The organism is Pseudomonadota bacterium (assembly GCA_016195085.1).
Taxonomy (GTDB): domain Bacteria; phylum Pseudomonadota; class Alphaproteobacteria; order SHVZ01; family SHVZ01; genus JACQAG01.
In genome coordinates this window covers 46371-61680 of record JACQAG010000080.1, presented here as the reverse complement: position 1 = coordinate 61680, position 15310 = coordinate 46371, and the positions used below count along the sequence as shown (strand labels likewise).

General features: G+C 67.5%; 11 protein-coding genes. 6 read left to right on the top strand and 5 right to left on the bottom strand.

The features are described from left to right. Positions 1-202: 202 nt before the first annotated feature. From HY058_21345 to HY058_21335, 3 genes are all read right to left on the bottom strand, one after another. A complete protein-coding gene (locus HY058_21345; protein ID MBI3499852.1) occupies positions 203-1720 on the bottom strand; it encodes a trypsin-like peptidase domain-containing protein in 1518 nt (505 codons plus the stop codon). Between the two features lie 90 nt (positions 1721-1810). Then, complete coding sequence (locus tag HY058_21340) at positions 1811-4090, bottom strand: penicillin acylase family protein (GenBank protein MBI3499851.1); 2280 nt, start codon at positions 4088-4090, stop codon at positions 1811-1813. Positions 4091-4269: 179 nt separating this feature from the next. Further along, a complete protein-coding gene (locus HY058_21335) occupies positions 4270-5268 on the bottom strand; it encodes an NAD-dependent epimerase/dehydratase family protein (GenBank protein MBI3499850.1) in 999 nt (332 codons plus the stop codon). Positions 5269-5479: 211 nt separating this feature from the next. Between HY058_21335 and HY058_21330 the strand changes: the two genes are divergently transcribed. Then, on the top strand, positions 5480-7561 hold the full coding sequence (locus HY058_21330; GenBank protein MBI3499849.1) for a hydantoinase/oxoprolinase family protein: 2082 nt from the start codon (positions 5480-5482) through the stop codon (positions 7559-7561). 16 nt (positions 7562-7577) lie between these two features. Continuing rightward, positions 7578-9242: a hydantoinase B/oxoprolinase family protein gene (locus HY058_21325; GenBank protein ID MBI3499848.1), complete on the top strand. Its 1665-nt coding sequence runs from the start codon at positions 7578-7580 to the stop codon at positions 9240-9242. Between the two features lie 149 nt (positions 9243-9391). Here HY058_21325 and HY058_21320 read toward each other — a convergent pair whose 3' ends face one another. After that, positions 9392-10465, bottom strand: a complete 1074-nt coding sequence (locus HY058_21320; protein MBI3499847.1) for a trypsin-like peptidase domain-containing protein — start codon at positions 10463-10465, stop codon at positions 9392-9394. 83 nt (positions 10466-10548) lie between these two features. Here HY058_21320 and HY058_21315 point away from each other — a divergent pair, with 83 nt between their 5' ends. After that, positions 10549-11241, top strand: coding sequence for a TVP38/TMEM64 family protein (locus HY058_21315; GenBank protein MBI3499846.1), 693 nt, complete (start codon positions 10549-10551; stop codon positions 11239-11241). Positions 11242-11425: 184 nt separating this feature from the next. Here HY058_21315 and HY058_21310 read toward each other — a convergent pair whose 3' ends face one another. Further along, positions 11426-12367, bottom strand: coding sequence for an alpha-L-glutamate ligase (locus HY058_21310; protein ID MBI3499845.1), 942 nt, complete (start codon positions 12365-12367; stop codon positions 11426-11428). Positions 12368-12528: 161 nt separating this feature from the next. Between HY058_21310 and queA the strand changes: the two genes are divergently transcribed. Genes queA through queF form a run of 3 tightly spaced genes read left to right on the top strand, consistent with a single transcriptional unit; the run spans position 12529 to position 15171 of the window. Next, entirely contained in the window at positions 12529-13575 is a 1047-nt protein-coding gene (gene queA, locus HY058_21305; GenBank protein MBI3499844.1) for a tRNA preQ1(34) S-adenosylmethionine ribosyltransferase-isomerase QueA, read from the top strand. A 17-nt stretch (positions 13576-13592) separates the two neighbouring features. After that, complete coding sequence (gene tgt / locus HY058_21300) at positions 13593-14726, top strand: tRNA guanosine(34) transglycosylase Tgt (protein MBI3499843.1); 1134 nt, start codon at positions 13593-13595, stop codon at positions 14724-14726. Next, complete coding sequence (gene queF / locus HY058_21295; protein ID MBI3499842.1) at positions 14719-15171, top strand: NADPH-dependent 7-cyano-7-deazaguanine reductase QueF; 453 nt, start codon at positions 14719-14721, stop codon at positions 15169-15171. Before tgt ends, queF begins: the two co-directional genes overlap by 8 nt. Positions 15172-15310 lie beyond the last annotated feature (139 nt).

Genomic DNA, 15310 nt, shown 5'->3' with positions numbered 1-15310 from the left:
TCGGCTCCTGCCTCTTCGTTCGCAAACCCCTCGCCAAAATCGACAAACCGCCCCCGCTTAATCCCAACCGCCGACAACCAACCGCCTCCCCCAACCAGGGAACCTTCAGCTATGCATGACTTTCCCCGGACACCCGTGCGGACCCCGGGAGAGGGAGGGGCCCACGCGATAGCGTGGGAGGGTGAGGGTCTGCCGCTGCCAGCTATTTGTAGCATTCGACCATGACGGTGAAGGAGCGCGCCCGCTCGCCGACATCGGCCACCGACAGGGTGGCGCTCGAGGGTGCCGTCTCGTAGCGAATGTCGTGGGCTTCGAGGAAGCTCGTGAGCACGCTCGCCTTGATGGCGAAGTTCACGTTCTGCGGAATGTCGCCGATGACGCTCGCCACCTTCGCCGCATCGAGCTTGGAGACGATGACGCCGATGACATTGCCGCTCATGTCGAGAAGCGGCCCGCCGCTATTGCCGGGCTGCACCGGCGCCGAAATCTGAAAAAAGCCGGTGCTGTCGGCGAGACCGGCGAGCGCGCTGACATTGCCGGTGGTGAGATTGCCCGATGTGGTGACGAGCCCCGGCAGCGGAAAGCCGAAGACGACCACGCCATCGCCCGGCCGGAGCGCCGGGCCGGCGCGGATGACGGAGACGGCTTCGCCGGGTTCGCTCACCTTCAACAGGGCCAGATCCTCGCGCGGGCTAGTCGCCACCAGACGCGCACCCACCGGCGCCTCGCCGACCGCATGCACCTGCAGGCTCCTGCAGGCGCCGGCGACGTGATGATTGGTGACGATATGGCCGGCCTTGGTCACGAAGAATCCGGTGCCGGTCGCGACCTGCGGGGGTGCGGCCTTCTTGGCAGGAGCTTTCGGCTGCGGTGAGGACGAGCTGCCGGGCGGCGCGCTGGCGATGGCCGGACCCAATTCCTGCTTCAGCGTGCCGTTCTCCCAGAGACCTTGGACCGCCTTGCCCTCGGCGCGCGAGGCGTAGACGCCGGGCCCGCTGTATTTGCCCTGGCGGAGCTGACCCTGATAGGAGTCGCCATTGGCCAGCGTGAGAACGCCATAGCCCTCGGCACGTCCCTCGCGCCATTCTCCGGTGTAGCTAAGCCCGCTCTGCAGCTTCCGCCCGCCATGCCCGTTCGCCTTGCCCCCGGCCACCTGCCCCACATAGAGGTCGCCCACGGCCGAAATGATCGCGCCATAGCCGGTGCGCACTTCGCTGACCCAGGCGCCCTCGTAGCGCGATCCGTCGGGATAGGTGCTGCGGCCCATGCCGTGGCGCTTGCCGCGCTCGAAGGCGCCTTCATAGCGGAAGCCGCTGGGCAGCACTTCGATTCCATAGCCGGTGATCGCGTTGTCGCGGCACTCGCCCTCGTAGCGGGTGCCGTCCGTCGCTTGCAGGATGCAGGGGCCGTTGATCTTCCCTTCCCGCGCCTGCCCTTGCAGACGGTTGCCCTCCTTGGAGGTGAGCGTCACCAGCGAGGATGGCGGCAGCGCGCGCGCATCGTTTGCCCGGGAAAGCGCGGTCGTGGCGGCGGTGACGGCCTCAGCCGACGCCTTGGAGCCGAGCTTGAGCGCATCCTGAGCGATCTTGGCTGCGGCTTGAGCCTTGTCCACCGCCTCCTTGACCGTGGGATGCAGGCCTTGCGCGGATGCATCGCTGCTGACCGCCGCCGCGCAGGCAAGCAATCCGACGGCGATGATCAAAAGCCTCGCCAACAGCACCGTCAGCCCTCCCCGCCGAAAGATCTCCGGCAGCCATTCTAGGGCCTCAATCTCCGGTGGCAACCCGCGCCAAGAGGCGGACGCCCGCGCTCACCCGGGCGAGAGGTTAATGCGCAGCACCGCCGCCTTCTCGATCGCGGGCCGAGTGTAGAGCAGCGGCACATACTCCTCGCGCGTCCAGGCCTCGAACAGGTCGCGGTAGTGCGGGCTCTTCGGGTCTCCCGATTGCCCAGGCGTGTTGATGGTCCAGGAATTGTCCCAATTGCCGACATCGACTACCATGCGCCAGGACACCCCGCTGATCACCCGGAAGTCCTCGGGCCGGTAGCCGTTGTTGTTGACCGTGTAAGCGTTGCCGCCCTTCGGGCCGGGACCGACATTGAGCGAGGGATCGCCCAAGTGGCCGGAAAGCGGGTGCTCGAAGAAGCCGTGATGCAGCTTGCCCCATTGCCACTGCTCAGGCTTGCGGCCGAGGCGCTTCTCGAGCTCGGCGATCGCCGAAGCCAAGCTCTCGATGAGAACGCGGTCGCGGGTGCTGCGATCGAAGCGGTTTCCCGGATGCTCCAGGAGCTTCACGACTACGGAAGGATCGAGCACGCCGAAATGCTCGAGAGCCCCCGCGGGTGCCGCCAGCTTGATGACGGCTGGTGCCAGGTGCTTGGCGAACCAGACCTCGAACAAGGCCGCCGCGGCGGAGCTCGCCGCCAGCCCATGGTCCCAGCCAAGCAGCAGGTCGAGTGCCGTCCGGATCTTCGGATCGTCGCTGGCGAGTCCCCCGAGCAGCGCCGTCACGCGGCGTCCATGCATCGAGGTGAAATCCGTCTGCAGCGCCTTCACCGCCTCGATCGAGTGCTGGCGCCGGCTTTCGAGGCCTTCGGAGAGACGCTGAAAGCGCGAGCGGTCGGACCATTCGAAGCCCGGCTTGTGGGCGGCGTGATCGAAGCTCTTGGGGAGATTCATCTGGTTGGCGGAGCCGACCCAGCCGCGCTTCGGATTGTGCTCGCGCGGGTGGTGCTGGGCCGGCATGAAGCCACGCCATTCATAGCGTCCGTCGCCCGGCACCGGCATGAGCCCGTCCCAATTCGGCCTGACCGGCACGAAGCCGGCGGTGATCCAGCCGATGCCGCCGGCGACGTCGGCATAGACCAGATTGACCGACGGGCTGCCCCACCGCGCGGCTGCCGCTTCGAAGCGGCGCCAATCCCTGGCGCCGATATAGTCGAGGCTGGCGTAGTAGGGAGCCGTCCCCGGCTCCAGCCAGACCGACTTCAAGCCATAGGCGCGGTTGCGGGCACGATCGACGTGGAGGATCGGGCCGTGGCGGCTGAACAGGAGCTCGACCGTGACCGGCCTAGACCCACGCACCTCCAGGCGCTCGGTCGTGACCCGGAACCGCTCCCAGTCCTCGGCGTAGCGGTAGCGTAAGGGATCGGTGGGATCGAGCTCGTAGACATAGAGGTCTTCCTGGTCGACCGGGAAGATGGTGAGACCGAAGGCGATGCTGCCGTTATGGCCGAGGGAGACGCCGGGCACCGCCGGCTCGGCGGCGCCGATGACGTCGAGCCCGGGCGCCGACAGGTGCGAGATGTAGCGGAGCGACGGCATGTCGTGCACCCGGTGCGGGTCGCTCGCCAGGATGGGACGGCCGGTGGTGGTGTGCCCCGGCGCCAAGGCCCAGTTGTTGCTGCCGTCACCGTCGCCGCCGCCGGACGCGGCGAGCCGATCGGCGGAGAACGTCGCCGGCTCGGTGCCGAGGCGATATGTGGCCATCACGCCGGGCGGAATCTCGGCGAGCTCCAGGCCGTCGGGCACCTTGGTCTTCCACTCCGGCTCGAGGCCCTTGCGCAAGGCGTCGACCTCGAGGCCGAAGCGCGTCGCGACACCGGTGCGCAGCACCTCGTGCTCGAGGTTGCGCACGCGCCCATGGCTGCGGATGCTGACGACATCCTCGGGCCGCCACAAGGCCGGGCGATGACCCAGGCGCTTGAACTCCATCGGCAAATGCCGGGTGTTGTCGCGGAGCCAGAGCACATAGGCATTGATGCCGGCGACGAAGGCGGTGGTGACGGCACGGGCATCGCCGCCATAGCTCGCCCGTTCCTTGTCCATGTCGCCGCGATAGAGCAGCAGGCGGGCGGCACGGTCCTTCTCCACATAAGCGGGCCCGAAGACCTCTGCCAGCTCGCCCAGGCCGCGCCGGCGCCAGAGATCGATCTGCCAGAGCCGGTCCCTGGCGGCATTCCAACCCTGGGCGAAGAAGGCATCATGGGTGGAGCGGGCGAAGATATGAGGAATGCCCCAACGGTCGACGATGATCTCGACCTCGTGCTCGAGGCCCGGCACGACGCGGCTCACGGCTTTCTTGGACAAGGCTGTCGCTCCCACATTCTTCTTTGGACGCTATGATCGACGGTCACGGCAGATGCCCCTACCCCGACCCTCCCCCAACAAGTTGGGGGAGGGAGATGAAAGCTCCGTCCTGCGCCCTCCCTCGCCGTCAGGCGGGGGAGGGTTGGGGTGGGGGCCGTCGGCATTCTGCAAGCTTCGTGTCAATGCGCCTGCTTCGCTTTCCACTCCCGCAGCAGCTCCGCCTCGCGCCCACGGGTGAGCGCTTTGCCGCGGCCAGGGTCGGGCTCGGCCAGCTCCCAGGCGAGCGTGTCGCGGATGGTCTCCGCCAGCTTCCGGATCTCGAGCCCCTTGGATAGGCCCTTGTCGATGCTGACCCTGGACACGCTGGGGTGTCCGGCATGGTTCGGCAGCCACACCGGCATCTCGGTGTAGGGAACGACGCCGGAGGCGACCAGGAACTCTTCCGAAACCCAGGTGAGATTCGGCGTGCCGCCGGTCGCAACCCGGCAGGCTTCCAGGAACTCGGCCATGGACAAAGGCCGGTCCGGGCCGGTCGCGTTGTAGGTGCCGGTCTCGTGGCGCTCCATCATCGAGAGGGTGAAGCGGGCGAGGTCGCGCGCATCGATGAACTGCACCGGCCGGTCCTTGGGCTCCGGCGCCAGCACGTGGCCGCCCTCGGCGATGCGACGCGTCCAATAGGTGAAGCGGTTGGTGGGATCGTAGGGCCCGCAGACGAGACCGGGCCGGATGATGAGTGCCTTCTTGGGATAGACCTCGCGCACCGCGTCCTCGCAGAGCGCCTTCAAGGGACCGTAAGCCGGCGTGTTGCGCTCCTCGACGGTGGGATCGGCGATGGTGCCGACCTCGTGCGCCTCGGTCACCATCTCCGGCCGCCGGTCGGCATAGACCGAAACCGTCGAGATGAAGCCGTAATAGGGCACGCGGTCCTTGAGATAGGTGGCGGACGCGCGGACCACCCGCGGGAAATAGCCGCTCACATCCAAGACCGCATCCCAGGCGCCGTCATCGAGCCGCTTCAGATCGTCGGTTCGATCGCCATGGCGCTGCTCCAGGGATTTGAACAGGCCGGGATTCTCCAGCCCGCGATTGAACAGGGTGAGCTTGTGGCCGCGCGCGACCGCAGTCTCGACCAGGTGGCGGCCGACGAAGCGCGTGCCGCCGAAGACCAGAATGCGCATGGAAGGGCAAAGTCCTTGGGGGGGTGTCTCAAAGCGCCCATGCCTCGGCATGGCCCCGCGACTCCAAGAAGGGGCCCGAGGCGGCGGGAAACGAAGAGTGGACCCGCCGCACGGCGCCGCGCAAGGGCCGAGAGCTTGGTCGTTTGCGCTATTGCGCCAGCCAAAAGAAACCGCTGTAGTCCCGCCCTTTGCACAAGAGACCTGGCATTTCATGACCACGGCGAGACTGGCGGTGGATATCGGCGGCACCTTCACCGACGTGGTGCTGGATACCGGCGAGCGCCGCTTGACCACCAAGCTCTTGACCACGTCCGCCGCACCGGAACGTGCGGTGCTGGCCGGGATCGATGCCGTGCTCGCCGATGCCGGACTCGCCGCGGCGGGGGTGGCGACGTTGATCCACGGCACCACGCTCGCCACCAACGCCATCATCGAGCGCAAGGGTGCCTTGACGGCGCTCATCGCCACCGATGGTTTCCGCGACGTCCTCGATATCGCCTATGAGAGCCGCTACGACCAGTACGACGTCTTCATCGACAAGCCGGTGCCGCTGGTGCCGCGCCATCTGCGCATGACCGTGGCCGAGCGGGTCGACGTCACCGGTTCGGTGCTAAAGCCCCTCGACGAGGCCGCGGTCGAGGCGCTGATCCCGCGCCTGGTCGAGCTCCAAGTCCAGAGCGTCGCCGTGGCCTTGATCCACAGCTATGCCAATTCTCGGCACGAGGAGCGGATTCGCGACATTCTGGCGAAATCCCTGCCCCGCCTCTCCGTCAGCATCTCGGCCGAGGTCTGCCCCGAGGTGCGCGAGTACGAGCGGACCTCCACCACCGCCGCCAACGCCTATGTGCGCCCGATGATGGCTGGATATCTCACCAGGCTCGGCCGGGAGCTGACGGCGCGCGGGCTGGTGGCGCCCGTCTATCTCATGACTTCAGGCGGCGGCCTTACCACCTTGGAGACGGCGGTGCGCTTTCCGATCCGGCTGGTGGAATCGGGCCCGGCCGGCGGCGCCATCCTCGCCTGCCATGTGGCGGCCGAATGCGGCGACGACAAGGTCGTCTCCTTCGACATGGGCGGCACCACCGCCAAGATCTGCCTCATCGAGAACGGCAAGCCCTTCACCTCGCGCAGCTTCGAGGTCGACCGCGCCGCGCGCTTCCTCAAGGGGAGCGGCCTGCCGTTGCGCATCCCGGTCATTGAAATGGTGGAGATCGGCGCCGGCGGCGGCTCGATCGCGCGGGTGGATGCCATGGGGCGGATCGTCGTCGGCCCCGACAGCGCCGGCTCGGAGCCCGGTCCCGCCTGCTATGCCAGGGGCGGCGTGCATCCGACCGTGACCGATGCCGATCTTGAACTGGGCCGCATCGATGCCGCCGACTTCGCCGGCGGCAAGCTGCCGCTCGCCCAGAACCGCGCCGCCGAGGCACTCGAGCGCGACGTCGGCGCCAGGCTCAAGCTCACCACCGAGCTTGCCGCCTATGGCGTGGGCGAGATCGTGGACGAGAACATGGCCAATGCGGCGCGCGTGCATGCGGTCGAGCGCGGCAAAGTCATCTCCGACCACACCCTCATCGCCTTCGGCGGTGCGGCACCCTTGCATGCAACGCGGCTTGCCGAGAAGCTCGGCATCGCCCGCGTGGTGGTGCCGACCAACGCCGGCGTCGGCTCTGCCGTCGGCTTCCTCAAGGCGCCGATCGCCTACGAGGTCGTGCGCAGCCGCTACATGCGGGTGGCGCAATTCGATCCGGCCATCGCCAACAAGCTGCTCCGCGCCATGCAACAGGAAGCGCTCGCGGTGGTGCGCGCCGGCTCGGGCGACCTCAAGCTCACGGAAACCAGGCAGGCTTATATGCGCTATGTCGGCCAAGGCCACGAGATCGTGGTGCCGCTGCCCGCCCGGGATTTGCGCGAGGCCGACCGCCTTCTGCTGCAGGAGAGCTTCGATCGCGAATACAGCAGCCTCTTCGCCCGCACCATTCCCAATGCCGAGACCGAAGTCTTGAGCTGGGCGGTGACCGTGGCGACCGAGGCGACGGTGCCCAGGCGCGTCGCCAAGCCGAATAAGGCCGAAGCGCCGAAGCCATCGGGGGAACGCGCCGTGTTCGACGCCGATCAGGGGCGGATGATCCGCATTCCGGTCTACCGCCGGGATAGGCTCCGCCCGGGCATGCGCCTCGACGGCCCGGCGATCATCGCCGAGGACGAGACCACGACGGTGGTATCGGCCAAATTCGAGGCGACGATCGACCGCTCCCTCTATATCATCCTCGAGCGGCGGCAAAGGGCGAGCTGAGGGATCTCTCGAAGCCATGGACACAGGCCTCTCCAGCATTCATCGGCAGATCATGTGGAACCGGCTCTTGGCCGTGGTCGAGGAGCAGGCGCAGACGCTGATCCGCACCGCCTTCAGCCCGATCGTGCGCGAGTGCGGCGATCTGTCGGCCGGCGTGTTCGACCTCAAGGGCCGCATGCTGGCGCAAGCGGTGACCGGCACCCCCGGCCATGTCAATTCCATGGCGGAGTCGGTCAAGCATTTCATCCGCCATTTCCCCATCGAGACCATGGCGGAAGGCGACATCTACATCACCAATGATCCGTGGAAGGGCACGGGGCATCTCAACGATTTCGTGCTGACCACGCCCGCCTTCCATCGCGGCAAGCTCGTCGGTTTGCTCTCCTCCACCAGCCATCTCAACGACATCGGCGGCATCGGCTTCGGGCCGGACGGCACCGATGTGTTCATGGAGGGGATCTACATCCCGATGCTGAAGCTGGCCGAGCGCGGCCGCATCAACACGACCCTCATCGAGATGATCCGGGCCAACACCAGGCTGCCGATCGAAAGCGAGGGCGACGTCTATTCGCTCGCCGCCTGCAACGACATCGGCGTCAAGCGGCTGGTCGAGATGATGGAGGAGTTCAAGCTCCCCTCCTTGGACGCGCTCGCCGACCACATCATCGACAGCAGCCGGGCAGCGGTGCTGGCGGAAGTAAGGCGCGTGCCCCGGGGCGCCTATCTGAATTCGATGACCATTGACGGCTATGACGAGCCGATCACCTTGACCGCCAAGCTCACGGTGGCCAAAGACGGCATTACCGTCGACTATGACGGCACCAGCCCGATGTCGAGGCGCGGCATCAACGTGCCGATCGCCTACACCCAGGCCTATAGCTGCTTCGGCTTGGCCTGCATCGTCGCCCCCAGCGTGCCCAACAATGCCGGCTCGCTCAGCGCCTATCGGGTGACCGCACCCTTGGGCTCGATCCTGAACGCGCCCTTCCCCGCCGCGGTCTCCAGCCGCCACATCGTCGGTCAGATGTTGCCGGACGTGGTGTTCGGCTGCCTGCGCCAGGCCATTCCCGATCGGGTGCCGAGCGAGGGCACGTCCTGCCTCTGGAACATGACCTTCCGCGGGCCGGTGGCCGGCGCCAACGACAGCAAATACGGCTTCGCCATCACCGTCACCTCGAATGGCGGCACCGGAGCGCGGCCGACCAAGGACGGCCTTTCTGCCACCGCCTATCCCAGCGGCGTGCGCGGCACGCCCATCGAGATCGTCGAGGCTTCGACCCCGCTCCTGTTCTGGCGGAAGGAGCTCCGGCCGGATTCCGGCGGCGCCGGCCGTACCCGCGGCGGCCACGGCCAGGTGATGGAGATCGCCCACAAGGACGGGCTCGAATTCGAGCTCTTGGCCGCCTTCGACCGCATCGATCATCCCCCCCGGGGCCGCGACGGCGGCAGCAATGGCCGCGCGGGAGCCGTCAGCCTCGCCTCGGGCGCCAAGCTCAAGGGCAAGGGCACGCAGACCGTTCCCGCCGGCGACCGGCTCCTCATCACCACGCCCGGCGGCGCCGGCCTCGGCGATCCGAGACAGCGCGCCAAGGATCTCGTCGCCGCCGATCGCCGCGACGGTCTCGTCTCGAAGAAAGCCGCCACCAACGATTACGGACAAGCGGCGGCCGCGGACGACTGACCCCGATCGAGCATTCGATTTACCGCAGAGGGCGCCGAGGAGCGCAGAGATCGCCAAGGTCGGGGTCCGCGCGCGAAGCGCGCCTGCAAATCTCGCTCGTTCCTCCGCGCGCTCTGCGCTCCTCCGCGCCCTCTGCGGTTAAGCGTCTTCTAAGCGGGCACCGCCTCGCGCGGCTTGGCCGGCGGGTGGTCCGGCGCGGGGTGCACCACGGTCTCGATCCACTTGCCGCGGCGGAGATAGACGAGATCGAGCGCGCGGCCGACGGCGTTGCGGGCGAGGATGCGGCGCATCTCGTCCACGGTGACGGTCGGCTTGCCGTCGAGGCGGATCACGAGATCGCCCTCATCCAAGCCGGCGGCGGCGGCCGGCTCACCCTTCACCACCTCGACCACTCTGACCGCGGTCGCAAGATCGAGGCCATGGGCGACCGCGATCCGGCGCGGCACCGGCACGGTCGAGCCGGAGAGGCCGATGCGGCCGCGGACCACCCTGCCGTCGCGCAGCAGCGCCGGGACAACCCACTTCGCCGTGTCGATCGGCACGGCAAAGCAGATGCCTTGCGCGCCGGCGATGATCGCGGTGTTGACGCCCACCACATGCCCACGGGAATCGACCAGGGCGCCGCCGCTATTGCCGGGGTTGAGCGCCGCGTCGGTCTGGATCACGTCCTCGATGAGCCCGCCGGTCGAGCTCCTGAGAGTGCGGCGGACGGCACTCACCACGCCGGCGGTCACGGTCGCCTGCAGGCCCAAGGGATTGCCGATGGCGACCACGAGCTGGCCCACCCGGAGCGGCCCCGATGATCCCAGAGGGGCGGGTGTCAGGCGGTTGCCCTCGCCCAGCCGGATGAGGGCGATGTCGGTTTCCGGGTCGTCGCCGATGAGCTCGGCTACGCCGATATTGCCGTCGCCCAGCATGGCCTCGATGATTTCGGCGCCATGCACCACATGGCTGTTGGTGATGGCGTAGCCGTCGGGGGTGATGACGAAGCCCGATCCGGCACCGGCCAGCGCATGGGCGGCCGCACCCTGGCTTTGCTTGGTCCGCTTGCGCACGCGGATGCCGATCGCCGCGGCGGCCATGCTCTCAGCCACGCCGCTCACCGTCCGGGAATAGGCGTCGAGCGAGTCCTGATCGTCGACTTGGCCGGTGGAAGCGGATGTAGCGGCGGCGAGACTGTTGGCAGACTCATCGCCGAGAAGGCTGAGTACGGGACTGTCCATGGGCTCCTCGATGGAGACATATGGGAAGCGGTCGCCCTAAAGACAAACGGGCGGGAGCGCCGTCCCTGTGCTATGAGGCGGCCATGAACGGCAAGTCGCACCAGACAGAGGCTGGGATGCCGATCGCCGGCCGCACCCTGGCGCTCCGCGTGCTGGCAACCGCGCTCATCGGCGCCGGCATGGTGGTCGTCTATCTCGAGCGCGCCCGCATCAACCCCGATGCCATCCTCGCCCTCTTGGCAAACCATCCCTGGGCGCCCGCCGCTTATGTGGGGCTCCACATCGTGGCCAGCCTGCTGTTCGTGCCGCGCTTGGCGATGGCGGTCGCTGCCGGCCTCATCTTCGGCTTGTGGTGGGGCCTCCTGCTGTCGACATTGGGCAGCATGGCCGGCTCGGCTACCGGTTTCGCCATCAGCCGCTATCTCGGTGCCGGCGTTTTGGGCTCCCATTCGCGGCCCTGGCTCGCCCGCCTGATGCAGCATATCCAGCGCGGCGGCTGGCGGGCGGTCGTCGCCATGCGGCTGTTGCCGATCATGCCGCACACGCCGGTCAACTACGCCTTCGGCCTGACACCCATCGGCTGGGGCGCCTATCTCGCCGGCACCTTCATCGGCTTCGTGCCCTCGACCGTGGTTGCCGTCAGCGCCGGCGCCACCGGCGGCCGCGCCCTCGGCGGCTCCGATTGGCTGGAGCCGACCTTGATCGGCCTAGCAGCGCTCTTGGTGTCGCTGGCCTTGCCGAAGCTGATGCACTTGCGTCGCGGCGGTGCCGAGTAGCTCGAATTGCTTGCGGCATGATTGAACTAAGATAGCCCTCACCCTCCCGCGAAGACGCGGGCCTCTCCCTCTCCCGCCTAGGGGTGGACTATGGGAGGGGGTGGGGACCACCCCCTCCCCGACCCTCCCCGGGCGGGAGAGGGTGCCGAGCGCCAGCGAGGCGGGTGAGGGTCTTACCGATCGCCTAGGCCGCAGCTTGGATCCGCTGGTTCACCCGCAAGCCTTCGAGATAGCGCGCGATCGCCACCATGCCGTAAACGCCGACCAAGGCTTCAGCGTCCGGGTTGTAGTTGGTGTTGGTGTTCACGTCATAGGTATAGGCGCGGCCATCCTTGTCGCGGATGAACTCGACGCCGGCGATGTGAATGCCGTTGGCGGCGAGGAACTCCTGATAGCGGCCGATTAGAGGACTGTCGAAGCCCTCGATGATGCGGAAGCGGTCCGCCGGGGCCACGGTCGGGCAGTTGGCCGGTGCTATTTGGCAGGCATCCGCCGGGCAGAGCTCGAAGCCGGAAGAGGTGTCGACGCGCACCGCATAGAGGAAGCGCCCGCCGACGAATTCCACCCGGGTGATAGAGGGCTCGGGTGCTTCGATGTAGCGCTGCACCAGGGTGATGCCGTCGACCGGAGCCGGATCGCCCTCGCCTGCGAGATACTCATCGAGCGCCGCCCGGCTCAAAAACAGGCGCACGCCCAGGCCCTTGCCGCCGCGGTTGTGCTTGAGGATGAGGGGATATCCCAGCCGGTCCGCAGCCGCTGGGATGTTGTCGCGGCCGACCACCGCCAGCGTATCCGGCGTAGCGATGCCGTGGCGGGAAAGCGCCTGGTATTGCGCGACCTTGCTGATCTCGAGCTGGAGGGCGCGGCCGCTGTTGGCGACGGTGCGGCCGTGGCGCTCCAACCAGGCCAGCACGGTGCCGGTGTATTCCGCGGCATAGCGATGGTCGCGGGTGTGTGAAGAGGCGCTCATGCGGTTATAAAAGACGCCCGCGGGCGGGGCATGGCGGAGGTCGAGGATGCCCTGGTCGAGGAACCACTCCTCATAGGGCGCGCCGATCGACTGAAACGCCGCCTTCAGCGGCTTCACCCACTCGGCGTTCTCGTGCAGCACATAGATCTTGTCCATCCGCATCCTCCGCGCCAGAGCCGGGACAATTCCATTGCCGCCCAAGCGCTTCAACACAAAATACCTCCTCCGTGCCGCACAAAATAATTTTTTACATATTTTTGTTGTGAATATAGCGCCCGGTTCCTTCCCTCGGGCCTTTGGTCTATAGCCAGCCCGCCATGCGCATTGAGGATTTTGACTTCGAGCTGCCCCCCGACCGGATCGCCCGGCATCCGGCGCGGCCGCGGGACCGGGCGCGGCTGCTCGATCTCACCCCCACCGCGAATCAGGGGGGCCTCGTCGACCGCCAGGTGAGCGAGCTCCCCGAGCTGCTGGCGCCGGGGGATGTCCTCATCTTGAACGACACCAGGGTGATCCCGGCCCGGCTTGTGGGACGCGTGGGCGAAGCCCGGGTCGAAGTGACCCTGCATAAGCGCGAGGGTGACGGCATTTGGGCCGCGTTTGCCCGGCCGGCACGAAAGCTGGCGGATGGCAAGACCATCGAATTCGCCCCGGGCTTCGCTGCCCGCGTCGCCGCCAAGCGCGAGGCCGGCGAAGTCGTGTTCGATTTCGCCATGCCGGAAAGCCGGCTCGCCGATGCGCTCAGGCGCCACGGCGCGCTGCCTTTGCCGCCCTACATTCCCCGCCCCCATGGGGTGGAACCCACCGATGAAGTGGACTACCAGACGGTTTATGCGCGCCGCGACGGTGCGGTGGCCGCCCCGACCGCGGGCTTGCACTTCACGCCTGCGCTCATCCAGCGCCTCAGCGACCGGGGCATCACCATGGCCACGGTCACGCTGCATGTCGGCGCCGGCACCTTTCTCCCGGTCAAGGTCGCCGATCCGAGCCGGCACAAGATGCATGCCGAATGGGGCGAGGTCTCGCCCGACGCGGCCCAGGCGATCAATGGGGCGCGGGCCCAGGGCGGCCGCATCGTCGCCGTCGGTACCACCAGCCTCCGGCTCATCGAATCCGCCACCTCTGCCGACGGCTATCTCCAGCCGTTTCAAGGTGAGACGCGCCTCTTCATCACTCCCGGCTACGCCTTCAAGCTAGTGGATCGCCTCATCACCAATTTCCATCTGCCGCGCTCGACCCTGTTCATGCTGGTCGCCGCCTTCTCGGGCCTCGAGCGCATCCGCCAGGCCTATGCCCATGCGATCCAAGCGGGATACCGCTTCTATTCCTATGGCGATTGCTGCCTCTTGCCGAGGGCGGCGTGAGCATTGGCTTCGAGCTGATGGCGACGTCGGGCGCAGCGCGCCGCGGCCGGCTTACCACCGCGCATGGGGTGGTGAACACGCCCGCCTTCATGCCTTGCGGCACCGCCGGCACGGTCAAGGCCATGCTACCGGACTCGGTGGTCGCCACCGGTGCGGAGATCGTGCTCGCCAACACCTACCATCTGATGCTGCGGCCCGGCGCCGATCGCATCCATGGCTTGGGCGGGCTGCATCGCTTCGGCAATTGGCCGCTGCCGATCCTGACCGACTCCGGCGGCTATCAGGTGATGTCGCTGGCCGCTCTCCGCACCATCGACGAGACCGGTGTCACCTTCAAATCGCATCTCGACGGCAGCCGGCATGAGCTGACACCGGAGCGCGCCATCGAGATCCAGCATCTCATCGGCTCCGATATCACCATGTGCCTGGATGAGTGCACGCCCTATCCCGTCGATGCCGCCGTCGCCGAGTCCTCGATGCAGCTCTCCATGCGCTGGGCGGAGCGCTGCCGGGCTTCCTTCCGCGAGCGCCCCGGCCACGGCCTCTTCGGCATCGTCCAGGGCAGCGTCTATCCGGAGCTCCGGCAAGAATCCGTGGCCGCGCTCGGCGCCATCGGCTTCGACGGCTACGCCGTGGGCGGGCTCGCCGTCGGCGAAGGGCAGGAGACCATGTTCCGGGTCTTGGATGCGACCGTGCCGTCGATGCCGAAAGACCGGCCGCGCTATCTCATGGGGGTCGGTCGACCGGCAGACATAATGGGCGCGGTCCGCCGCGGCATCGACATGTTCGACTGCGTGCTGCCGACCCGCTCCGGGCGCACCGGCCAGGCCTTCACCCGCCACGGCACGCTCAATCTTCGCAACGCCGTGCATGCCGCGAGCGCGCGTCCCTTGGATGAGCGCTGCGCCTGCCCCGCTTGCCGCGGCTACGCTCGCGCCTATTTGAGCCATCTATTCCGTGCCGGCGAGATCCTGGGCCCGATGCTGCTGACCTGGCACAATCTGCACTATTATCAGGAGCTGATGGCCGGAATCAGGGGCGCCATCGAGGCCGGGACGCTGGATGCGTTCGAGGCGGAGTTCACCCGCATGCAGGAGGGCGGCGAGAGGCTGGATGACGCGCTCGCCGCAGGAGGGATTGCTCATGACTGAGACACTGACCCAGCTCGGCCAGCGCGTGGCCCTACCTGCGACCCCCGGCGAAGCGGTCTTGGAGCGCGTCAACAATCCACACCAGGGCGAGCGCTACCTCGTGCGCTTCACCTGTCCGGAATTTACCTGTCTCTGCCCGATCACCGGCCAGCCGGATTTCGCCCATCTGGTGCTGGACTACCTGCCGGGGGCCTATCTGGTCGAGAGCAAGTCGCTCAAGCTCTATCTCGGCTCCTTCCGCAACCACGGCGCCTTCCACGAGGCCTGCACTCTCGACATCGCCAAACGGCTCATGCGCGAGATCCAGCCGCAATGGCTCCGGATCGGCGGCTATTGGTACCCCCGCGGCGGCATGCCGATCGACGTCTTCTACCAATCGGGCCCGGCACCGGAGGGATTGTGGATTCCCCCGCAGGAGGTCGCTCCCTATCGCGGCCGGGGATAGGCGTTGCGCGATCAGGTAATGCAGGCTGCCCCCACCCCGACCCTCCCCCGCATTCGGCGGGGGAGGGGGAATGAAAGGTGCTTCGTGCTCCCTCCCCCACGTCCAACGTGGGGGAGGGTTGGGGTGGGGGCAAGCGGTC

Bases quoted from the DNA above. Each gene is read 5' to 3' on its own strand.
- HY058_21335 (MBI3499850.1), bottom strand. From the start codon at position 5,268: ATGCGCATTCTGGTCTTCGGCGGCACGCGCTTCGTCGGCCGCCACCTG.
- HY058_21310 (MBI3499845.1), bottom strand. From the start codon at position 12,367: ATGGACAAGATCTATGTGCTGCACGAGAACGCCGAGTGGGTGAAGCCG.
- tgt (MBI3499843.1), top strand. From the start codon at position 13,593: ATGGCGACGTCGGGCGCAGCGCGCCGCGGCCGGCTTACCACCGCGCAT.
- HY058_21325 (MBI3499848.1), top strand. From the start codon at position 7,578: ATGGACACAGGCCTCTCCAGCATTCATCGGCAGATCATGTGGAACCGG.
- queF (MBI3499842.1), top strand. From the start codon at position 14,719: ATGACTGAGACACTGACCCAGCTCGGCCAGCGCGTGGCCCTACCTGCG.
- HY058_21330 (MBI3499849.1), top strand. From the start codon at position 5,480: ATGACCACGGCGAGACTGGCGGTGGATATCGGCGGCACCTTCACCGAC.
- HY058_21315 (MBI3499846.1), top strand. From the start codon at position 10,549: ATGAACGGCAAGTCGCACCAGACAGAGGCTGGGATGCCGATCGCCGGC.
- queA (MBI3499844.1), top strand. From the start codon at position 12,529: ATGCGCATTGAGGATTTTGACTTCGAGCTGCCCCCCGACCGGATCGCC.
- HY058_21320 (MBI3499847.1), bottom strand. From the start codon at position 10,465: ATGGACAGTCCCGTACTCAGCCTTCTCGGCGATGAGTCTGCCAACAGT.